This window comes from Actinomyces glycerinitolerans, from assembly GCF_900098745.1.
GTDB lineage: Bacteria > Actinomycetota > Actinomycetes > Actinomycetales > Actinomycetaceae > Actinomyces > Actinomyces glycerinitolerans.
Map to the genome: position 1 here is coordinate 413,612 of NZ_FQTT01000009.1, position 20,999 is coordinate 434,610.

The 20,999-nt window shown below is 64.8% G+C and carries 17 protein-coding genes; 12 read left to right on the forward strand and 5 right to left on the reverse strand.

What is annotated here, in order from left to right:
- Positions 1 to 431: 431 nt before the first annotated feature.
- From ACGLYG10_RS05875 to ACGLYG10_RS05895, 5 genes are all read left to right on the forward strand, one after another.
- Positions 432 to 1,556, forward strand: coding sequence for a Gfo/Idh/MocA family protein (locus ACGLYG10_RS05875; protein ID WP_073328946.1), 1,125 nt, complete (start codon positions 432 to 434; stop codon positions 1,554 to 1,556).
- Positions 1,557 to 1,775: 219 nt separating this feature from the next.
- Positions 1,776 to 2,792, forward strand: coding sequence for a sugar phosphate isomerase/epimerase family protein (locus ACGLYG10_RS05880; protein ID WP_073328948.1), 1,017 nt, complete (start codon positions 1,776 to 1,778; stop codon positions 2,790 to 2,792).
- Between the two features lies 1 nt (position 2,793).
- Entirely contained in the window at positions 2,794 to 3,186 is a 393-nt protein-coding gene (locus ACGLYG10_RS05885) for a C-glycoside deglycosidase beta subunit domain-containing protein (protein WP_073328951.1), read from the forward strand.
- Between the two features lie 64 nt (positions 3,187 to 3,250).
- Positions 3,251 to 3,673, forward strand: a complete 423-nt coding sequence (locus tag ACGLYG10_RS05890; RefSeq protein WP_073328953.1) for a C-glycoside deglycosidase beta subunit domain-containing protein — start codon at positions 3,251 to 3,253, stop codon at positions 3,671 to 3,673.
- Positions 3,674 to 3,687: 14 nt separating this feature from the next.
- Entirely contained in the window at positions 3,688 to 4,689 is a 1,002-nt protein-coding gene (locus ACGLYG10_RS05895; protein ID WP_073328956.1) for a TIM barrel protein, read from the forward strand.
- A gap of 871 nt (positions 4,690 to 5,560) precedes the next feature.
- Here the strand turns inward: ACGLYG10_RS05895 and ACGLYG10_RS05900 are convergent.
- Together ACGLYG10_RS05900 and ACGLYG10_RS05905 are read right to left on the reverse strand one after the other, a co-directional pair.
- A complete protein-coding gene (locus ACGLYG10_RS05900; protein WP_073329302.1) occupies positions 5,561 to 7,486 on the reverse strand; it encodes an ABC transporter ATP-binding protein in 1,926 nt (641 codons plus the stop codon).
- A gap of 35 nt (positions 7,487 to 7,521) precedes the next feature.
- The gene (locus ACGLYG10_RS05905; RefSeq protein WP_073328958.1) at positions 7,522 to 9,273 is read right to left on the reverse strand and encodes an ABC transporter ATP-binding protein; all 1,752 of its coding nucleotides are present in this window, start codon (positions 9,271 to 9,273) and stop codon (positions 7,522 to 7,524) included.
- 244 nt (positions 9,274 to 9,517) lie between these two features.
- Between ACGLYG10_RS05905 and ACGLYG10_RS05910 the strand changes: the two genes are divergently transcribed.
- Genes ACGLYG10_RS05910 through ACGLYG10_RS05930 form a run of 5 tightly spaced genes read left to right on the forward strand, consistent with a single transcriptional unit; the run spans position 9,518 to position 14,673 of the window.
- Positions 9,518 to 10,879: an ABC transporter substrate-binding protein gene (locus ACGLYG10_RS05910; RefSeq protein ID WP_139240861.1), complete on the forward strand. Its 1,362-nt coding sequence runs from the start codon at positions 9,518 to 9,520 to the stop codon at positions 10,877 to 10,879.
- Entirely contained in the window at positions 10,879 to 11,778 is a 900-nt protein-coding gene (locus ACGLYG10_RS05915; protein ID WP_083565597.1) for a carbohydrate ABC transporter permease, read from the forward strand. The genes ACGLYG10_RS05910 and ACGLYG10_RS05915 overlap by 1 nt, the downstream gene beginning before the upstream one ends.
- Positions 11,779 to 11,785: 7 nt before the next feature.
- Positions 11,786 to 12,610 (forward strand): carbohydrate ABC transporter permease, encoded by an 825-nt coding sequence (locus ACGLYG10_RS05920; RefSeq protein WP_073328964.1) that lies wholly within the window; start codon positions 11,786 to 11,788, stop codon positions 12,608 to 12,610.
- Between the two features lie 3 nt (positions 12,611 to 12,613).
- Positions 12,614 to 13,612 carry an alpha/beta hydrolase gene (locus tag ACGLYG10_RS05925; RefSeq protein WP_073328966.1) on the forward strand — a complete coding sequence of 333 codons (999 nt, stop codon included), beginning with the start codon at positions 12,614 to 12,616 and terminating at the stop codon, positions 13,610 to 13,612.
- Positions 13,609 to 14,673 carry a helix-turn-helix domain-containing protein gene (locus ACGLYG10_RS05930; RefSeq protein WP_073328969.1) on the forward strand — a complete coding sequence of 355 codons (1,065 nt, stop codon included), beginning with the start codon at positions 13,609 to 13,611 and terminating at the stop codon, positions 14,671 to 14,673. Before ACGLYG10_RS05925 ends, ACGLYG10_RS05930 begins: the two co-directional genes overlap by 4 nt.
- A 47-nt stretch (positions 14,674 to 14,720) precedes the next feature.
- Here ACGLYG10_RS05930 and gtfA read toward each other — a convergent pair whose 3' ends face one another.
- Positions 14,721 to 16,181 carry a sucrose phosphorylase gene (gtfA, locus tag ACGLYG10_RS05935; protein WP_073328971.1) on the reverse strand — a complete coding sequence of 487 codons (1,461 nt, stop codon included), beginning with the start codon at positions 16,179 to 16,181 and terminating at the stop codon, positions 14,721 to 14,723.
- Positions 16,178 to 17,401 (reverse strand): MFS transporter, encoded by a 1,224-nt coding sequence (locus tag ACGLYG10_RS05940; protein WP_073328974.1) that lies wholly within the window; start codon positions 17,399 to 17,401, stop codon positions 16,178 to 16,180. The genes gtfA and ACGLYG10_RS05940 overlap by 4 nt, the downstream gene beginning before the upstream one ends.
- A 275-nt stretch (positions 17,402 to 17,676) precedes the next feature.
- Here ACGLYG10_RS05940 and ACGLYG10_RS05945 point away from each other — a divergent pair, with 275 nt between their 5' ends.
- Together ACGLYG10_RS05945 and ACGLYG10_RS05950 are read left to right on the forward strand one after the other, a co-directional pair.
- A complete protein-coding gene (locus ACGLYG10_RS05945) occupies positions 17,677 to 18,501 on the forward strand; it encodes an alpha/beta hydrolase (protein WP_073328976.1) in 825 nt (274 codons plus the stop codon).
- Positions 18,502 to 18,544: 43 nt separating this feature from the next.
- On the forward strand, positions 18,545 to 20,023 hold the full coding sequence (locus ACGLYG10_RS05950) for a CE1 family esterase (RefSeq protein WP_073328979.1): 1,479 nt from the start codon (positions 18,545 to 18,547) through the stop codon (positions 20,021 to 20,023).
- A gap of 275 nt (positions 20,024 to 20,298) precedes the next feature.
- Here the strand turns inward: ACGLYG10_RS05950 and ACGLYG10_RS05955 are convergent, their stop codons facing one another.
- A complete protein-coding gene (locus ACGLYG10_RS05955) occupies positions 20,299 to 20,916 on the reverse strand; it encodes a sugar O-acetyltransferase (protein WP_211482983.1) in 618 nt (205 codons plus the stop codon).
- Between the last annotated feature and the right edge of the window lie 83 nt (positions 20,917 to 20,999).

Here is a 20,999-nt window from a genome sequence, read left to right on the forward strand (position 1 = left end):
CTGTCCAAGAGCGGCATAAACGCGGAAAGGGGCCGTTCGGTCGGTTGTGCAGAACGGCTTGATTTCAACGGTTTTCGAAATGCAGGGGAACCGGGGGTGAACGTTTATGCCGGATTTGGACATTCCGGGTCGTCAACCGCCGCCACCCCGCCCCGTCACTGCCAACCCCGCACCGGCGGCGGAGACCCTATCGGTGACGAGGGCTGGGGAATGGGACAGATCAACGCCTGCACCGGCTACCGGTCCCCTCTGCTGGCGGGTGCGTGGGGCCGACGCCGACTGCCACTTATGCACGCACGAGGCGCAAGTGTGCGTGTGTGGGCTTGGGTTCGGCTATGGCGGCCGAGTTGAATCGATCCTGTGAGGCGGGAACGCATCCTGCCGGGCCCAGCCACCGCCGGCGGGCTCAACCCGAACACAGGAGTTCAGACATGAGCAAGAAGCTTCGCATCGGCATCGTGGGCCTGGGATTCATCGGAACCCAGAAGCACCTGGTGGGCCTGGCGCAGCACAAGGACAAGTGCGAGATCGTCGCCTTCTGCGACTTCGACATTGAGCGCGCCGAGGCCGGCAAGGCTCAGTGGGGCAACACGGACGCCTACACCACCACCGATTACAAGGACCTCGTGAACGACGACTCGATTGACGTCATCCACGTGTGCACTTGGAACGCGAACCACTGCGAGATCACCTGTGCCGCCCTGGAGGCCGGCAAGCACGTCATGGTGGAGAAGCCCATGGCCGTCACCGGCGAGGACGCCCGCAAGATGCGCGACACCGCCAAGCGCACCGGCAAGAAGCTGACGGTCGGCTTCCAGTACCGCCAGCGCGAGGAGTACCAGTTCCTCAAGGCCCTGGCCGACGAGGGCAAGTTCGGCGAGATCTACGCCGCCAAGGCCCACGCCACCCGCCGTCGCGGCGTGCCGATCTGGGGCGTGTTCACCGACAAGACCAAGCAGGGCGGTGGCCCGCTCATCGACCTGGGCGGCCACTCCATCGACGTCGCCCTGTGGCTGATGAACAACTACGACGTCGCCTCCGTCACCGGCGTGGTCAACTACAAGCTGGCCGACAAGCCCGAGGGCAACATCGGCGGCGAATGGGACCCGGCCACCTACGAGGTCGAGGACTCCGCCTTCGGCTTCGTCACCTTCAAGAACGGCGCCTCCCTGTTCGTCGAGGCCTCCTGGGCCCTGAACATCAAGGCCGCCCGCGAGGGCTGCATCACCATCATGGGCACCGAGGCCGGTGCCGAGACCATCCAGGACCCGGCCGGCTCGGCCAACCTGATCGTCGACGTCAACTCCATCGAGGGCGGTAGGCAGGTTAACACCGGCTTCGGCGAGGGTGGCGCCTACTTCTCCGCCGGTGCCGCCGGCGAGGCCCAGACCGGCTTCGCCTACATGGGCGGCCTAGAGGCCGGCCTGTGGCTCGACGCCATCCTGAACGACACCGAGCCCTACGTGACCGCGGACCAGGCGGTCGTCGTCACCGAGATCCTCGACGGCATCTACAAGTCCGCGGCCCAGGGCGGCAAGCCCGTCTACTTCGACTGACGGCCCGACGGCGTCGCTTACCCGGCCCGACAGTTTCGCCCGCCCGCTAGACGCCGTCGCCCCTGCCGCAGTCCTAATCCATCAATACCCGCCGCACCGTCCCGGCCGCGCCCTCGGGCGCAGCCTGACGGACAGCAACAGGTTCGGCCCCGGTCCCCACCGCGGGGCCGGGGCCGAACCACACTCACCCGCAATCCGCACTCAGAGAGGAGCGCATCAATGACCTCACAGATCAAACGCGGAGTCAGCCTGTACTCGTACCAGCACGAATACGTTCACGGCACCATGGACCTCGAGGACTGCGTCGCCGCAGCCGCCAAGGAGGGCGCGCTTGGCATCGAGACCCTCGGCGAGCAGATGATCCCCGGCTTCCCCTTCCCCGGTCAGCCCGACCTGCCCGACTCCTTCTACTCCTGGTGGCAGGACCTCATGGCGAAGTACGGCACCACGCCGACCGTCCACGACATGTTCCTGGACACCAAGCGCTACCGCGGCCGCCTGCTCAACCACTCCGAGATGGTCGATTCCCTCAAACGGGACATCCGGCACACCGCCAAGCTCGGCGCCAAGGGCATCCGCATCATCGTCAACACCCCGCCCGAGGTCGTTGAGTCTGCCGCCCCCTACGCGCGCGACCACGGCGTGTGGATGGGTGTGGAGGTCCACTCGCCATACTCCTTCGAGGACGACTGGATCAAGCGGCATCTGGAGGTCGCCGCGCGCGTGGGCTCCGACGTTGTCGGCTGCGTGCCGGACATGGGCATCTTCGTCCATAAGCTGCCGCGCGTCGTCGTCGACCGGGCCCTGCGTGACGGCGCCGACCCGGAGCTGGCCCGCGAGATCGTGGACACCTACAACTCTCACGGCGACACCCAGGCCCTCTTCGACCGCCTGGAGCGGCAGGGCACGGATGGTGTCACCCTGGGCCTGGCCCGCAACGGCGTCCACATGATCGCCCAACCCGTGGACTGCCTGCGCGACCACGCCGAGTTCATCAAGCACATCCACGCCAAGTTCTACGAGATGCACCAGGTGGAGGGCTTCGACTACTGGCACGAGTACTCCATCCCCTACCACGAGATCGTCCCCGTCCTGGACGAGATCGGCTACGACGGCTACCTCTCCAGCGAGTACGAGGGAAACCGCCACATCGAGGACGCCGAGCCCGTCGACTCCGTCACGCAGGTCGCCACCCACCAGAACATGCTCAAGGCACTGATCGGGAAGGAGAACTGACATGTTCGACGAGATGATCATTCGCGAGGGAAGCGTCCGCAACGTCACCGGCCCCGACGGCGAGGTGGTGGGCTTCTCCTTCGAAGCCCACATCCCCTACTACCGCGGCCTGGGACTGTCCATGATCGAGACGCCCGACGTCGTCGTCGACGGCGAGGCGGTGCCCGCGGAGGATCTGCGCTTCACCTACGACGGCGTGACCCGCACCTTCGCCGAGCTCGCCGACGTCTCGGACGTGCGCTGGGAGCTGCGCACCTTCGCGACCATCACCGTGCTGCGGCCCGGCGGCCTGACCCCCGGCGAGCACGACGTGCACGTGAACCTGCGCCTGCGCGTGTCCTACCTGCCGTTCGTCTCCGAGAACCGCTTCACCCGCAGGGTCGCGGTGGCCTGAAACAGTGTTCACCTCACTGCTGCCTCACTAGCTACCAAACTCGAACCAACCGAAGGAATCACCCATGCCCACCAAATTCATGAAGCTCGGCTTCGACGAGCAGGTGCTGCGCCGGCTCGCCAACGACTCCGACAGCTACGTCCTCGACGTCGGCCTCAACTACTACCGCGGCACCCCGATCTCCGCCGTCGAGCGGATGGAACTGAGCATCGACGGCGAGCGGGTCGACGACGACCGCATCCTGGTGGAGATCAACGGCAAGTTCCTGCGCCTTAAGCAGGTGCCGCTGGCCTTCACCGAGTACTGGGGCGTCAAGACCCCGATCCGCCTGCACGTGACCGGCGAGCCGCTGGCGGCCGGGCCGCACGACGTCGACTTCGTGTGCGAGGCGCGCGTCGTCTACATGCAGTTCGCCCCCGGCGTCTACGGAATGTTCGACGCCTCCGCATCAGCCACCCTCACCGTGGCCGAGAACTCTGAGAACTGAGGAGCAAGACCACCATGGCAACGATCAACGGCATTGAACAGGGCATTTCCTGCTACAGCTACACCCAGGAGTTCATTGAGAACGACGACTGGAGCATTGACACGATCTTCGAGCACGTCGCCGCCAAGGGCGTCAGCAAGGTGGAGCTGGTCGGCGCCCAGACCTTCCAGCAGTACCCCACCCCGCGGCCCGAGGAGATCGACGCGGTGCTGGCCGCCGGCGCGAAGCACGGTGTGGAGGTCTTCTCCTACGGCGGTTACGTGGACCTGGGGCGCATCACGGGCTACCAGATGAGCCGGGAGGACATCCTCTCCGACATCCGCCTGGACATCATGACCGCCCGCAGCCTCGGCGCGAAGTATCTGCGCGCCACCGGCTTCGAGCCGGAGCTCGCCCCCGCCGTCAACGACCTGGCCGAGCGCTACGGCGTGCAGATCGGCTTCGAGATCCACGCTCCGCACACGCCGGCCGACGCCACCACCCGCGGATTCATGGAGACGATCGAGAAGAACCGGCTCGAGTCCTTCGGGCTGGTGCCCGACTTCGGCATGTTCATTGAGCGGCCCACCGAGATCGCCATCAACCGCTACGTGGGCCTGGGCGCCAAGCGGGAGACCCTCGACTGGATCATCGCCAACCGCCACAACGGCATGACCGAGGAGGAGATGCAGGAGCACGTCGCCAAGAACATGGGCGGCGGCGAGGGGGAGAAGGTCGCCATCTCCGAATGGTTCGGCTACCTGTCCTTCGCGCCGGCGGAACTCGACTCCTTCGCCGCGATGGTGCCCTACGTGAAGTACGTGCACGGCAAGTTCTACCACCTGGAACTCGACGCGGATGGCAAGGTCTTCGAGCCGACGATCCCGTATGAGAAGGCGCTGTCCATCCTGGCCGACGGCGGCTTCCAGGGCGCCTTCATCTCCGAGTATGAGGGCCACGCCTTCTACCTCAACGACGCCGACGAGCAGCTCGACCGCCACCTGACCCTCGGGAAGAGCATCCTCGAGAGCCTGTGACGGACGGCCCCGACAAGTGCGGGCGTCGCCTCGGTGAGAGGGGCGGGCGCCGGTTGGCAGCATTGACGCCGCCGTCGGCCCCGCCCCCTCTCGCCGAGATCGGTTGAAGTTACGTGCTGAGATCGATTGAAAAGGACGGCTGCTCTGGCGAATGGGGCGGTGAAAATGGGCTCTTCCGGTTCGAGGGCGTGGTGTTTCCAGCTCGGGTTGCGCGGTGTGGCTTGGTGGTCGGGGCGATGAGGTCGTCGTCGGGCGGCGGGGTCGTCCTTGGGCCGGCGAGGACGCTCTTGCCGCAGGCAGCACGGTCGTCGGGGGTCATCTGCAACGCCACTTCGGGGTTAACAACGCTACTTAACGGTCTGTTGAAGGGCACTGAGGTATACAGCAGACGGTTAAGTAGCGTTGTTAACGTCCAACCGGCGCAGCAGACACCCACCCTGGCACAATCACCACACCCACAAACCGGAAGGGCTGAATAGGCTCTTCCGGTTTGTGGGTGTGGGTGGGCGGGTGTGGGTGGTGTTGGCGTTGGGCGGTTGGTGGGTGGTAAGGATCCGGTCGAGCGGGTACTCCCGGGAGCGGCGCACGCTCAGTCAGCTTGTCGCTCTGACCGGACAGCGAGTTTTGCCTGGTATTTCAACGTTCTTGGTTTTGGGCCTAAGGAGGCTGGTTGTCTCCCATGTGCGCCGCGGGGGTCGGCGCACATGAGAGCCGAATGCCCCGTTCACCGCCTGACGTGTTTTCCGCATGATTCCGTCCCCACACCCCCAAACCGGAAGCGCCGGTTTTGGTCGATATGGCTCATCCCCGTAACCATATCTACCGACCTCGGTACGTAAGATCTACCGACCTCGGCGACGGGGAAGCGGGATCACTCCAGTTCGAAGGCGCCGGTGTAGAGCTGGTAGTAGGTGCCGCGCTGCTCGATCAGCTGTTCGTGGCTGCCGCGCTCGATGATGCGGCCGTGGTCCAGCACCATGATCGCGTCCGAGTTGCGCACCGTGGACAGCCGGTGGGCGATCACGAACACCGTCCGCCCCCGCATGAGGTTGTCCATGCCGGCCTGCACCAGCGCCTCGGTGCGGGTGTCGATGGAGCTGGTCGCCTCGTCCAGGATCATCACCGGTGGGTCGGCGACGGCGGCGCGCGCGATCGACAGCAGCTGCGCCTGCCCCTGGGACAGACTCGAGCTGTCGCCCGAGATCACCGTCTGATACCCGTGCGGCAGGCGCCGGATGAAGCCGTCGGCATTCGCCAGCTTCGCCGCCTCGATGCACTCCTCATCGGTGGCGTCCAGGCGCCCGTAGCGGATGTTGTCCATGACCGTGCCGGTGAACAGGCGCACGTCCTGCAGCACCACGCCCAGTGAGCGGCGCAGGTCCGCCTTGGCGATCTTGTTGATGTTGATGCCGTCGTAGCGGATCTTGCCGTCGTCGATGTCGTAGAAGCGGTTGATCAGGTTGGTGATCGTGGTCTTCCCGGCGCCGGTGGCGCCCACGAAGGCGATCTTCTGCCCCGGCTCGGCCCACAGGGAGACGTCGTGGAGAACCTCCTTGACGCCGTCGTAGGAGAAGTCGACGTGCTTCATGACGATCTCGCCGCGCAGCCGCGTGTAGGTGACGGTGCCGTCTGCCTGGTGGGGGTGGCGCCAGGCCCACACGTCGGTCTTGTGGTCCGCGGGCTGAACGCCGCCGTCGGCCGTCTCGACGGCGTCGACCAGACCCACATAACCGCCGTCCTGCTCGGGCTGCTCGTCGATCAGGGCGAAGACCCGGCCGGCGCCGGCCAGGCCCATGGCGATCAGCGCCACCTGCTGGGAGGCCTGGTTGATGGTCTGGGACAGCTGCCGCACCATCGTCAGGTAGGAGACGATGATGCCGACGGTGATGGTGCCCATGCCGGCGAAGCCGATGTTGGTCACCTGCAGCTGAATGAGCAGGCCACCCACCATGGCGATCAGCACATACAGCAGGTTGCCGAGGTTGCCCATGACGGGCCCGAGGATGTTGCCGTACTGGTTGGCCTTCTCCGAGTCGGCGAACAGCTGCCGGTTAAGGGCGTCGAAGTCGGCCTTGGCGGCCTCCTCGTGGTTGAAGACCTGGACCACCTTCTGCCCGCCCATGATCTCCTCGACGAAGCCCTCCTCGGTGGCCAGCGACTGCTGCTGGGCGACCATGTAGCGCGACGAGTTCCCACCCAGGTTGCGGGTGGCGCCGACCATGATCGCGGCAACTACCAGTACCAGGATCGTCAGCCACAGGCTGTAGTAGAGCATCATCGCCAGCATGGCGGCGAGGGTCAGGGCGGACTGGATCAGGGTGGGCACCGACTGGCCGATCAGCTGGCGCACCGCGTCGGTGTCATTGGTGTAGGTCGACATGATCGCGCCGTGGGCGTGGGTGTCGAAGTACTTGATCGGCAGGGACTGCATGCGGTCGAACATGTCGTCACGCATGTGCTTGAGCGAGCCCTGCGTGACCACCGCCATGATCCGCGAGTACAGGAAGTTGGTGAGCACGCCGAGCGCGTAGACCACGCCCATGGCGGTGATGATCCGCACCAGCGTGGGCATTACGGCGTCCAGGCCCGTGCTCAGCCCGGGGGTGATCACCTCGTCGACCACCCGCTGCATGAAGATCGAGGCGACGGTGGAGGCCACCGAGGCGATCACGATGCTGACGGCGACGACGATCAACTGCCACGGGTAGTAGTGGAAGACATAGGCCAGCAGCCGGCGGGCCGGGTGTTCGATATGCGGCAGGTCGTGCGGGTCCGGCTGGTCGGCGTCGGGACGCAGGTCCCGGGGCTGCTGATTGCGGGTGCGCGCCACGGTCACGCCACCTCCTGCGTCTGGCTGGTGCGGTTCTGGGATTCGTAGATCTGCTGGTACTCGCCGCCCAGGGCCATCAGCTCCGCATGCGTGCCGCGCTCCAGGATGCGGCCGTCGTCGAGGACGATGATCTGGTCGGCGTGCTCCACGGAACTCAGGCGCTGGGCGATGATGATCTTCGTGGTGTCCGGGATCTCCTCGGCGAAGGCGCGACGGATGAGGGCGTCGGTGCGGGTGTCGACGGCGGAGGTCGAGTCGTCCAGGATCAGGATCTGCGGCTTCTTCAGCAGGGCGCGGGCGATGCACAGCCGCTGCTTCTGCCCGCCGGAGACGTTGGTGCCTCCCTGCTCGATGCGAGTGTCGTATCCGTCGGGGAACTGACGCACGAACTCGTCGGCCTGGGCCAGCTCGCAGGCGTGGATGAGTTCCGCGTCGGTGGCGTCGGGATCGCCCCAGCGCAGGTTCTCCTTGATGGTGCCGGCGAACAAGACGTTCTTCTGCAGCACGACGGCGACCGCGTCGCGCAGGCTCTCCAGGTCGTATTCGCGCACGTCGACGCCGCCCACGCTCACCCGCCCGGAGGTGGCGTCGTACAGGCGGGAGATTAGTTGGATGAGCGTGGTCTTGGCCGAGCCGGTGCCGCCCACGATTCCGAGGGTGGAGCCCGACGGGATCGTCAGGTCGATGCCGTGCAGGACGTCGGCCTCGGCGTCGGCGGTGTAGCGGAAGGAGACCCCCTCGAAGCGGACCTCGCCGTCGGGAACCTCCTTCAGGCCGCCCGTGGGGGAGGTGAGGGTGGGGCGGTGCTCGATGACCTCGGCGATGCGGTTGGCGGACTCCACCGACATCGACACCATTACGAAGATGAACGCGAGCATCATCATTGATGCCAGGATCTGCACGCCGTAGGTCATCAGGGAGGAGAACTCGCCGGTGGTCAGCTCGGTCGCGCCGCTGGCCACGACCACCCGGGCGCCCAGGTAGTTGACCAGCATCAGTGCCACGTAGATGAAGAAGACCATGATCGGGCCGTTGAGCGCCAGTATCTTCTCGGCGTAGGTGAAGTCCTTGCGGACCTCCTGGGAGGCGGCGCGGAATTTCGTCTTCTCGTGCTCCTCGGTGACGAAGGACTTCACCACCCGGATCGCGGAGAGGTTCTCCTGCACGGAGTTGTTCAGGGCGTCGTACTTCTTGAAGATGCGCTGGAAGATCGGGAACACGTAGGCGGCGAGGCCAACCAGGGCGCCTCCGAGGAAGGGCAGCATGATGATGAAGATCAGTGCCAGGCGCGCATTGATCGTCAGCGCCATGATGATGGAGAAGATCACCATCAGGGGCACGCGCACGGCCACCCGGATGATCATCTGGTAGGCGTTCTGCACGTTGGTGACGTCGGTGGTCATGCGGGTGACCAGTGACGACGTCGAGAAGCGATCGATGTCCGCGAAGGAGAACTCCTGCACCCGGTAGAACAGGTCCTGGCGCAGGTTGCGGGCCAGGCCGGCGGCGGCGGTGGCGGCGCGCACGCCGGACAGGACGCCGCAGGCGAGCGAGATCATCGCCATCACGACGAGGGCCAGGCCGATCCTCAGGATCGGGCCCATGGAGTTGCCGGTGAGGGTGTCGATCAGCTCGGCCATCATCAGGGGCAGGATGCACTCGAGTCCGGCCTCGCCCACCATGAACAGTGGCGCCTGCAACGATGCCTTCCTGTACTCGCGCAGGCTGCGCATGAGTATGCGTACGGTCTTCACAGAGGTCTTCTACCAGCTTCTCGGTAGATTAGGTAGTGGCCTTCAGTCGTGATTTGTGCCTGGCGGGGACAACTGTGACGGACTCCGGTGAATGCGGCCGACCTCGGCGAGGGCCGCGGCACCCTCGGGACGCCCCACCGCCATTCGGCGGTGGGAGGCCCCGAAACGGAGACCACATGGCGGCGGCCGCGCAGGTCGCTCCGGAAGATGATCATCCTGTCAACGACGACCGAAGGAGTCAGACGTGAGTGCGAAGCACCTTCCTCTTATGAATCGCCGTCGCATGCTGGGTACCAGTGCCGTGGCGCTGGTTGCGGCCGCAACCGCCGCATGCTCGGCGCCGGGATCCGGCGGAGCCTCCGCCGAAGGGTCGGCGCCCGAGGCCGTCTCCACGACCTTGCCTACCGAGCCCGTGAAGATTCGCATCATGACCAGCACCGAGGCCGCTGACGCGGTGACGGCTCTCGGCGAGGCTTTCACCGCTCAGCACAATACGGTGACCTTCGAGATCACTGCTGAGGCGAATGCTACACTGGCACAGAACATATCCCGCATCCTCACCCGCAACGATCCTCCCGAGTTGTGTTTCATGCCGGCGCTGAGCGCCGCGGCGAAGGATAAGATTGTTACCAACATGGATCCCTATGCGGAGGCCTACGGCTGGGACTCCTGGTCCCAGCCGCTGCTCGCGATCGCGCGAATGGACGACAGCGGTCAGCGGGGCATCGGCTCCCTCTACGCGGTAGGAATCGGCTACAACGTCACCGGTATCTTCTACAACAAGGAGCTCGCCTCCGAATTGGGCGTTACGATGCCGCCCGCCACTGTGGACGAGTTCGACGCCGCCTGCGCCGCCGCGGTAGCCGCGGGCAAGAAGGCCATCGCCATGGCCGGAAAGGACGTGGGGACCCCCTACCTCCTCCAGATGCTCCAGAACGCCTACGGCGACTCGCAAGAGATCAACGACTGGATCTTCCAGAAGTCCGGGGCCACCTTTGTCCAGCCCGCGATGATTGAAGCCGCCACGAAGATCCAGGAATGGGTCGGCAACGGGGTCATTCCCTCCGACGCCGTTTCGGTCGACTACTCCACCTCAATGGCCGACTTCCAGGCCGGCGATGCGCTCTTCGTCCCCAACGGCGACTGGGAGGCCCAGCGACTCGCCTCGGTCATGGGGGACAAGGTCGGCTTCTTCCTCTTTCCAGGAGCCCAGGCGGGTGCCGATCTCAAGGCGATGGCGTCTCCCGCCAACTACGTCATTCCTGCCACCGCTGCGAACAAGGACGTCACGGCATACTTCCTCAACTGGATTCACACCGATGAGTCAGCGCGTCAGATGGTTGTCGACGCGATCGGCTGCTCCCCGGGCGGCCCCACCGACCTGCCCGTACCCACGAGTGATGTTCAGCTGGTCCAGGAGACCACCCAGGCATTCAACACCGTTCTCGAATCCGGAGGGGCGGTGGACTTCATCGCCAATGCAACTCCGGGAATCGGCATGGGTGTCATGACCCCCGAGTGCCAGGCTCTTCTGCTCGGAAAGACCACGCCCGAAGAGTTCGCCCAGGCCATCCAGGACGGGTACGAGCAGGAGTTGAACGGCTGATGGCACAGGCAGCCACCCGGGCGCGCCGACCCCGGTCTTGGAAACGAACTCTCATTGCCCTCGCCTTCCTCGCTCCGGCGGCGGGCCTGTACGGGTGGCTCATCCTGGGGTCCTTCGTGCGTGCCATCCAATACTCCTTCTACGACTGGAACGGGGTTGGGGAGGCCACCTTTGTGGGGACGAAGAACTACGTCGACATCTTCACTAACGCGTCCAAGCTCGTGACGCTGCTGCACTCCTTCGAGTTGATGGTGTTCTTCACCGGCGGAACCTTGGTCCTTGCGTTGGCAGCGGCGGCGCTGACCGGGCACGTCGCCCGTCGACGGGGCGGCGATTTGGTACGAACCGTACTGTTCCTCCCTCAAGTTATCCCCATGGCCGCCTCCGCCATTGGCTGGAGCTGGATCTACTCGCGCGAGGGGCTGGTCAACCAGATCCTCGACGCCGTCGGACTCAGTGGCATCACCAGGGCCTGGTTGGGCGATACAAAGACTGCCCTGGTTGCAATCGGGTTCATCGGGACTTGGGCCCTGCTGGGTATCACGACAATGATGCTGTCCTCCGGCATCACCAAGATCGACCAGGGACTCTACGAGGCCGCCCGTCTGGACGGTGCCAACGCGTGGCAGGAGTTCCGTGCGGTGACGCTTCCGGGCCTGCGCAGGGAGATCGTCGTGTGCGCCACCATGACCATCATTGCCGCGCTCGCCAGCTTCGACATCGTCTACATGACCACTCAGGGCGGTCCGGCGCGGGCCACCATGGTGCCAGGCGTCGAGGTCTACTTCCTTGCCTTCAGCCAGCAGAAGGTCGGTGCCGCCGCCGCCATGGGAATCGTCCTCATGGCCGTGGTCCTGCTCGTCATCATTCCGCTACAGAAGCTCAGCTCGAAGGATTGACGTAACCATGCGCATTTCACGCCGTGAGCGGTTCTCAGGTTCTGCCCTTCTCATTGCCCTGGCCATCTACACTCTCATGCCCTTCGTCGCGCTGCTGTCTGTAGCTTTGGCGCAACCGGGGACGTTGCCCGCCGGGATCTCCTTCACGGGCGCTCTGCACTGGGAAAACTTCGCCACCGCCTTCGAACTGGCCAAGTTTCCGACACTCATGCTCTCCAGCGCTCGGCTCGTCATCATTGTGGTGCCCCTGGTCCTACTCTTGTCGACCATGGCGGCCTACGCCCTTACCTGGCTGAAGGTGCCCGGATCCGCGATCTTCTTCCTGGTCTTCCTCGCGGGCCTGACCCTGCCCACGGAGAGCCTTGTGACGCCGCTCTACATCACCATGCGGGACCTTAATCTGACCAATACCGTGTGGAGCGTGGCGCTGCCGCTGGTGGCCATGCAGATGCCCTTCGGCGTGTTCTGGATGCGGACGCATTTCCTCGGCGTCCCTGGGGCGCTCGAGGAGTCTGCACAGGTCGACGGCGCTGGACCAGTCCGCACGTTCGTCAGCATCCAGCTGCCGATCGCCAAGGCCTCGTTGTCCACCCTGATGGTTATGAGCTTCCTGTGGACTTGGAACCATTTCATGCTCACCGTGGTGATGATCGACGATCCGTCTCAGCGAACTGTTGGGGGTGCACTCGCTGGCTTTCAAGGGGCCTATGCCACAGACGTCGTCATGCTGTGCGCCGCGGCACTGCTGATGATGATCCCCACGCTCCTGGTATTCATCGTCTTCCAGCGTCAGTTCAAGCAAGCGCTGCTGCAGGGCTCGGTGAAGGGTTGAACCATGGGTGAGTTGTTTTGCCGTCAGGTTCCGCTGCGTCCCGCCTATGACGCCGAGTTGGCCGGCGCCCTGGCCGTGCGAGGCTTTGTACCCATGCCCTTCGACGCGGACGCCCTAGAGGCTATGAGGACCGATATCCGCGGTTTCTCCGAGGAGATCCGCGAGGGCTACGAGGCCAGGGGCTACGTGGTCGAGGATCTCACGGTCCCCGCGGCTGACGGATACCCAATCGGCCTGGTACACACCCACGCCGCGGGGGCCAGGGATCTGCGCCCGTGCGTGTTCTACATTCACGGCGGCGGGATGATGGTGGGTACGCCCTGGGACGGCGTGACGGACTTTGAGGGCTGGATTGACGACTTCGGGGCCAGCGTCTTCAGTGTCGACTACCGGTTGGCGCCGGAGTTCACCGCCCCCACTCTGGTAGAGGACTGCTACACCGCCCTGTGCTACGTGGTCGAGCACGCCCAGGCGCTGGGGATCAACCCCGAGGCGATCGTCGTGGCCGGCATGAGCGCCGGCGGCGGGCTGGCTGCCGGCACCGCCCTGCTCGCCAGAGAACACTCAGGCCCTCCGCTCGCTGGTCAGTTGCTTATGGCGCCGATGCTCGACCCCGACGCAGACGGTGACTCCGTTCGGCAGGAGCCCCTGACGGGACCGTGGTCCGCGGAGGAGAACCGGAGGGCCTGGTCGATGGTCCTGGCCGGTACGGACCCAGGGGAGGTCAGGTTCAACACTCCCGGCCGGGTGAAGGACCTGGCGGGGTTGCCGCCTGCCCTGTTGGAGGTGGGCTCGGCCGAGACCTTCCGCTCCGAGGTCATCGACTATGCAGCCCGCATCTGGCGGGCAGGTGGCTCCGCCGAGCTGCACGTGTGGGACGGCGGCTACCACGGCTTCGAGAACCATTTCCACACCTCGGTGGGACGGGCGGCGTTGGAGTCCCGTAACAGCTGGCTGGGGCGGATATTCGGCTACGGGCCCCAGGATAAGGTGGTTGGGTGAGGGACCTTCTGTCCAGGCTTGCCGCCCGGGATACCGAGGCCGGCGTGGCACTGCGTGTTCTGGATTATTTCGACAGTCTGGATGGCAGCGGTGCCGGGCCGGAGGCGTACTTGCGCGGGGGTGCCGCACTGACCGGGTCGGTGACGGGGATGAGCCTGCAGGACCGCGGGATCGACATCCGCGTCGACCCCGCGGGGCGTCGTCTGCCCAGCAGGTCGACTGGTCCCGAGTCCGGTTGGCCGACGGCGTGCGTCTCGCCGGACACCGGAAGCCGAATTTGGGTGGAGAATCCCGACCCCAGCACCACTGATCGCCTGGTACTTGAACGCCTGGTTCAGGGGGTGAGTCGCTGGCGCGACCGCATGGACTCATTCGCCCCCAGCCCCGCCCAGGCTTGGTCCATCCTCCTCAATGACCCGGTAGCCGCCGACCGGCGGGTCCAGCTCATTAGCTCACTGCGGCTGGATGCCAACCGGACATATCGGGTCTTGGCGACCACGAAGATATCCGGAGCCGATCAGTTGAGTGCCACGACCGATATCGGTGCCGTCCGGGTGTATGCCGTCATTCAGCCCGCCTCGATCAGGTTGGACTCGGAATTCCCCGGTCACCGAGGTGGGGCCGGCCCGGCGGTGGCGCCGACGGATATCATGGAGTCGTGGAGCCGAGCGCGAACGGTGCTCCGTATGGCCCCCTTCGGCAAGCTGTTGGAATGGGACCGCTTCAAGGTGATCGCCCCCCTGTTCCTCCATGCCATGCCGGAGGACGTCATGACCGATCCCACGGTGCAGCTCATCACCGCTGAGCAGATCCCGTGGCTCGAGGAGACCGTGACCGCCCTGACCAGGGCCAAGTCCGTGCGGGGCGCCTGCGTCGAGCTGGGCCTGCACCACTCCACCGTGCAGAAGCGCGTCGATCGCCTTCAGGACACCTTTGACCTCGACCTGAGTAACTCTCGTCATCTGTTCTACCTGTGGCTGGGATGCGTGGCCCAGCGCTTCGCCGTCTTCGGCACGGAACTGGACCCCTGGGCGAGGAGCGGAAATCAGGCGGGGTCCTGAGCCGGGGCCTCCCGGGCGCGCCGTCGGCCGTCCCCGTCGGTGAGGTATCAGGACACTAGTACCTGGCGCCAGGGCTCGTGCCGCCGCCGTGCCTTGATGACGAAGGAGTGGTCGGAGAAGTCCGCCTCCAGTAGTACCGCGCAGGCTCCGTCATCCCATGTGACGCTGATGCGCCCCTGACCCTGCTCCGAGACGCAGCAATGACCGTTGAAAGCTGGGAAGGTGTTGCGCAGGCGCAGAGCGGCCAGGAGCGTCTGCACCGCAGGGCGGGCGACTGCCTGCGCGATCTCCGCCTCCGAGTAGTCGTGTCGGTTGGCGGCGCGGGGATCACCGACCCGGTCCAGCGCCGCGATGTCGTTTGCGCCGAAGAGTGCCCCGACGTAGTACAGCTGTGGGATCCCGGGAACGAAGAGTTGGAAGACACGGGCGAGGAGAAAAGCGGCGTCGTCCTCCCCCAGAGCCGAGTAGTAGGTTGTCATCAACTGGTAGCGGACCTTCTTCCCGTCCCGGTGTATCGCCGGGAGAGCGGGACCGTGCCCCTTGAGGTTTGCCGTGTTGGCGTCGACCCGCTGTGAGACCAGGTCGATCTCCTCGTCACTGAGCAGGCCGGCGACGTCTACCACGCCGATTCCGTCGTGTGTGTCCAGAGTGGTGAACTGGCGGCGGGGACAGACTTCGAGCCAGTGCGCGAGGCGATCGGTGCGCCCGGTGAACAGAGCATGCAGAGTAAGCATGGGCAGGGCGAAGTCGTAGACCCAGTGCCCCTTGCGGGACATCTTCATCTGCGTGCGGTAATTCTCATGAATCTCAGGGAGCATGACGGTGCCGTACGGCTTCAGGGGCTTCAGACCGATTTCGAGGACTTCCCAGACATCGGGCTCGACGAAGAAGCAGCTGGTGCCGGGGCGTTTAGTGGCATAGGCGAAGGCGTCGAACCGGATGGCCGCCACGTGCTGGGCCAGCCGGCTGAGGTTGCGCTCGTAGTACGCCTGGGTGGCGGGGTCGTAGGGGTCGATGTCAACCTGCTCGTCGAAGAAGGTGTTCCAGATCCGCACGCTCCTCCCGTCCGCTCGCGTGAACTCCTTGACCGGGCCACCCGGCTTGCGTCGGTAAAGAAGCTCCATGTCCTCGTCCGAGGGCTCCCCCTCGGGCCAGAACTCGTCCCAGTCGATGAACATCGATCGGTAGGTGGAATCGTCTCCGCGTGCCATGTAGTCGAGGAACTCCCGGGAGCGGATCGAGGCATGGTTGAGCATGAAGTCAGCCATGAGGAAGTAGTCCTTGCCGAGGGCGTCGATGTCTGACCAGTCGCCGAAGGCGGGGTCGACGTCGTCGTAATCGATGACCGCGAAACCGCGGTCCCCCGAGGAGCGGAAGAAGGGCAGGATGTGGAGCCCCCCGAACGCTCCGGGTAGGTGAGTGTCCAGGGCGGCACGCAGGCGCATCAGGTTGCCCCCCAAAGAGTCCGCGTAGGTGATAAGCATGGCCTGGTTGACGACGGGCTTCATGATGAACTCCGATCATTCGGGTTGTTGGTCTGATGGGATAGACTGCGCCGGCCATAGGCGAGGAATACGACCATACCGATGGCCACGGGGACGATTAGGGAGAGATACATGATCTGATACGCGGACGCCACCGAGGCACCTGCGTCACGGAGCCGGGAGACAATTGCACCGGCAACGACTGGCATCACGAGATAGGCGAGGTCGACGCCGATGTAGTTGGTGTTGCTTGCGATGCCCCTTCGCGTTGGCTCAACGCTAATCAGACACCATGTCTGGACTGCGGGCTGGCAGATGCCGTAACCCAGGGCCGAGAACACTCCGGCCACAAGAAACATGGCCAAGGAATGCGCCTGGCTGATGACGACGAATGCGAGACCGAAGACCACCATGCCCGGCACGATGACGACAGCCAGCCCGTGTCGGTCCGAGATACCTCCCGCCAAGGGGCGCGAGATCACGATTGTCAGGGCGTAGGCGGTGAAGAACGTGCCTATATCGGCGACTCCGACGGACTCGCCGAGCAGAACGATGAAGGCGTTGATGCCCGAGTATGCGCCGGCGAGGAAGAAGATGACGATGGCCGGGACCACCGCCTCGGGTGCGATGACGGATCTCCAGGAGAAGGACGTGCTGCCGGCGCGCGCTGGCGGAGGAGCGGGGGAGAGCGCCCAGGTCATCAGGAAGGCGATCACGATTAGAGCGCCAGAGGTCAGGAAGGTTCCCCGGTAGCCGATTACGCCCAGGAGCCAGAGCCCCGTTGACGGGCCGATGGCCGTGGCCACCGCTTGGCCCAGGGAGAAGACCCCAATGCCCTGCGCCATGCGCTCCGCCGGGAGAGCCTGGCTGGCGAGCGACAGGGTTACCGGGGCCAGGAATCCCATTCCCGTTCCGTGTAAGAGACGTGCCACGAACAGGCCCGTGACACTGTTTGCCGAGGAGTAGAGGATGAAGGCGGTCATCAGAATCAGAAGCGTGCCTGCAAGCAGCCACTGGCTGCGAAGGCGCAGGGTGGCAGGCCCGACCAGGGGGCGAACCGCCAGCGCCGTGATCGCGAAGGTCCCGGTGACCACGCCGATGACCACGGCCGAGGCGCCCAGGTACTGCGCGAACTTAGGCACGAGTGTGATCATCATGTACTGCGCGAAGTTGATGATGACATTGATGACGAAGATGATGGTGAATCCAGTCGACCAGATGCGTTGGTTGTTGACTGCGGACATACGTGACCTCGATGCCTCCCCCGGAGGCGCTCTGGTACGGACGGGAAATGCTCAGGCGCGTGGCGCAGGCGGCCGGTGTACGCCGCGCTGCGATCCGCGTCATGTGCCGAGTCAATCAGGACGCGCGTCGCGTTTGAGCCGCCATCGCGGCGCGATCATCCGGCATTTCGCCGCCGGATGGCGGCTCACGCAGGCACCGTGAGAGGCGGATAGTTGCTGCGCACCATCGGTGTGGCGGGGATGCCGTGCCGGATTCGATGACACGAGGAGAAGCTATGGCGTTGCTGACCATGAACTTCGAGAGCAGGTACCTGCGCGCGAATCAAGAGTTCACAATGATCCTTCCGGACCGGCCGCAGGCCGAGGAGTCGGCCGACTACTACGAGCGGACCCGAGACCTTAAGGTTCTGTGGCTCCTGCACGGTACCTTCGGCGACCACAGCGACTGGGTGCGCAAGACCAATATCGAGCGCTACGCCGTCGAAAAGGGCATTGCGGTGGTCATGCCGAGCGGGCAGAACTCGAACTTCTCCAACTGGAGTAGTGCGATGCTGGGATACGAGGCATACGACTACGTCATCAAGGAGCTCATGCCGTTGGTCTGGAACTGGTTCCCGGTCTCACGCAGGCGGGAGGACAACTTCATCGCGGGCTTGTCTATGGGCGGGCGAGCCACCATCAAATTCGCGGTCAACCACCCGGAACTCTTCACCGCGGCGGTGGTACTGTCCGCCACGCCGAAGAACTTCGATCTCCTCACCGAGGAGTACCTCGCCTCGGATGACATCTTCGCGCGACGTCTGGCGGGCATGGCCGATAACGCTGGTGGCTTGGAGGCTTTCAAGGCATCGGAGGAGAACGTTTGGCGGATCATCGACGAGAAGGCCGCCAGCGGGGCGCTGCCGCGGCTGCGCTTCCACACTGGCGGCGATGACGACTACATAGTCCCTGATCTGATGACCTTCAAGAAGCACGCCGAGGAGATCGGTCTTGAGGCAGAGTTCGTCATCACCGAAGGGTACGGACACGAGTGGGACTTCTGGGACCGCGCCATCCGAGAGGCCCTTGAATTCTTCGATCTTGAGGATGCATGCCGTTGAGGCATCAGGAGGCCCACAACCCGCACAGCGAAAGGTGTTTCACATGACAGGAAAATCGGCATTCATTCGCCCGGGCATCCCGGATGACGACAACCGGGACTATCTCCCAAATTCTCTGAAGAACTCCAGCATCGTCGTAAATGAGAACGGCAACAACTCCCAGCCCTTCCCTCCCCGACTGGCTGAATGCTCCGGAGAGATCGCTGACGGCGTCGTCGACCACTGGTACCTCTATGCGCCCGAGTCCTACGACCCGACGGTTCCCGTGCCACTCGTCGTTTCCCTGCACGGCGGCATGATGACCGGGTGGGCGCAGGCCGTGTACACCTCATGGACCAACGTGGCCGACCGGGAGGGCTTCATCGTGGCGTTCCCGAGCGCTGGAACCCGTAACTTCTGGACCGTGGACGTCGCTGCGGAGGACGTCGAGGCTTTCACCCGTCCGGATGCTGAGGGCATGTACTTGAACACTCCTCCCGCCAATCCGAAGGACAACCATGATCTGCGCTTCATTCTCGGTCTCATTGAGCAGTGCTGCCAGGAATACTCCATCGACCGGAGCCGGGTGTTCATGCAGGGAATGTCCATGGGGAACCTCATGACCTCCCAGTTCGCCCGCTACTTCGGGGACGTGCTGGCGGGGGCGGCCGGTTCCGGTGGCCCGGCCAAACCCAACCTTCTCTTCGATGCCGACGGACGCCCTCTGAACCGGGCCGGTCCGCTAGCCATCTGGCAGTCTCGGCTGGACCTCGACGGGCCGCCGAAGGATGCGGGGATGCCAGTTCAGGAAGTGGTCCGTCGCAACCGCGAGTACTGGCTTGCTGTCAATGGGATCACCGAGCCACCCGCGATCTCCATCCGAGGGGACGACAACTTCGCCTTCTATCGGGGCGGACATGCGGACCTGGTGTTCCGGGATGTGCGCAACCGCGATCACGGCCAGACCTTCGATGATGCCGAGCTCGTATGGGACTACTTATTCTCGGGTGTACGTCGCCATGAGAACGGATTCATCCAGGACACGGGGCCCTCATGTCCGCGGCGCGGAGACCGCTTCGCGGTCGCAGTGGCAAACGGCTGCCGTCGTGCCTGGGTCTGTGGAGGCGTCGTCGATCTCGGCGGGGAGGCTTTCACCTGGAGGAAGCTCAAGTACCACGGGCTAGGGGGTGACGCACTCGTGCGCGGGGAGTACGTCTACGTTCCCCTGAGCTTCATCGCGTCCACCTTCGACGCTGTGCTGGAGGAGTCAGAGGGAGGCGCCGTGGCGGTCTTGACGCTGTCCGATGGACAGAGCCTGCAGTTCGCGCGCGGCGGCATCGGGTGCGTGAGGAACGGACGAGTGACCTCCATGCTCGCTGAGGCCGTGCATCGTGACGGTCGCCTATGGATCTCTCTGGAGTGGTTCGCCTCCTACGTCCTCGAGTTGCGCTGCTCGACGCGTGACGGCGTGTTGTACGTGACGGACCACCACGCCAACCTGTCCACGAACATGGCGGTCCTGTTGCGTGATCTGCTCGTCTGAGTGAGCGCACTGGGAGCCCACGGAGCTGGAACCGTAACATCGACCGACCTTGGTGAGGGGCGGCTTAGCTCCCGGACATTGCGCCCAGGGGCATCTCCATCACACGGCTGGTGTCCTTGCTCTGTTTGCATGCGAACACGACGGCGTCGGCCACGTCCTGGGGCAGCAGCATGAGGCGAGCGTCGTTCTCCTCGTGCGTGCGTCCGGTCCCCACCCGGAACTCGGTGTCGGTTGCCGACGGGCACAGGACAGGCCTTCAGTTGGTCCGGGTGCTGCTAGGCGTCGCCGAGGGTGCGCACGATTCTGGCCGGTACCCCGGCGACGACGCTTCCGCTGGGGACGTCCTTGGTGACGACGGCGCCCGCGGCGACGACGACGTTGTCACCGATGGTCACGCCCGGCAGGACGGTGACGTTGCCGCCCAGCCACACGTCGTCGCCGATGTTGATCGGCCGACTGATCGCCTTTCGCTCCCTGCGGGCCGCGGCGCTCAGCGGGTGACCGGTGGTGGTGATAATGGTGTTCGGCCCCACCATGCAGTAGTCGCCGACGTGCACCGGCGCTCCGTCAAGAATGGTGACGTTGTAGTTGGCGGTGAAGCTCCTGCCGACGTGAATGTTCTTCCCGTAGTCGCAGTGGAAGCCGGGCTGGATGTCCAGTCCTTCCCCGGCGGAGCCGAGGAGATCACGGGCGGCCGCCTCGCGCGCAACTGCGTCCAGAGGGTCGCAGTCGTTGAGCCTGCGGCAGCCCGCGGAGGCGGCATCCTTGCGTCGGGCAACCTCGGGGTCGTCATAGCGGTACTCCAGGCCTGCCTCGAGCCTGTCGAGCTCGCTCATCGTCTTCGGGCCGGTCGCGGCGGCTCGGCCGGACGAGGCTGGTGGTTGTGCGGTCAAGGTGTCCTCCTGATTGCGGGGCCACACCGAATCCTGGCATCCCCGCACCACCCTGCGCAGCGCCCATTCCTCAGCACCATTGG

Coding starts and splice junctions, on each gene's coding strand:
- ACGLYG10_RS05875 (WP_073328946.1), top strand. CDS start 432: ATGAGCAAGAAGCTTCGCATCGGCATCGTGGGCCTGGGATTCATCGGA.
- ACGLYG10_RS05880 (WP_073328948.1), top strand. CDS start 1,776: ATGACCTCACAGATCAAACGCGGAGTCAGCCTGTACTCGTACCAGCAC.
- ACGLYG10_RS05885 (WP_073328951.1), top strand. CDS start 2,794: ATGTTCGACGAGATGATCATTCGCGAGGGAAGCGTCCGCAACGTCACC.
- ACGLYG10_RS05890 (WP_073328953.1), top strand. CDS start 3,251: ATGCCCACCAAATTCATGAAGCTCGGCTTCGACGAGCAGGTGCTGCGC.
- ACGLYG10_RS05895 (WP_073328956.1), top strand. CDS start 3,688: ATGGCAACGATCAACGGCATTGAACAGGGCATTTCCTGCTACAGCTAC.
- ACGLYG10_RS05915 (WP_083565597.1), top strand. CDS start 10,879: ATGGCACAGGCAGCCACCCGGGCGCGCCGACCCCGGTCTTGGAAACGA.
- ACGLYG10_RS05920 (WP_073328964.1), top strand. CDS start 11,786: ATGCGCATTTCACGCCGTGAGCGGTTCTCAGGTTCTGCCCTTCTCATT.
- ACGLYG10_RS05925 (WP_073328966.1), top strand. CDS start 12,614: ATGGGTGAGTTGTTTTGCCGTCAGGTTCCGCTGCGTCCCGCCTATGAC.
- gtfA (WP_073328971.1), bottom strand. CDS start 16,181: ATGAAGCCCGTCGTCAACCAGGCCATGCTTATCACCTACGCGGACTCT.
- ACGLYG10_RS05940 (WP_073328974.1), bottom strand. CDS start 17,401: ATGTCCGCAGTCAACAACCAACGCATCTGGTCGACTGGATTCACCATC.
- ACGLYG10_RS05945 (WP_073328976.1), top strand. CDS start 17,677: ATGGCGTTGCTGACCATGAACTTCGAGAGCAGGTACCTGCGCGCGAAT.
- ACGLYG10_RS05950 (WP_073328979.1), top strand. CDS start 18,545: ATGACAGGAAAATCGGCATTCATTCGCCCGGGCATCCCGGATGACGAC.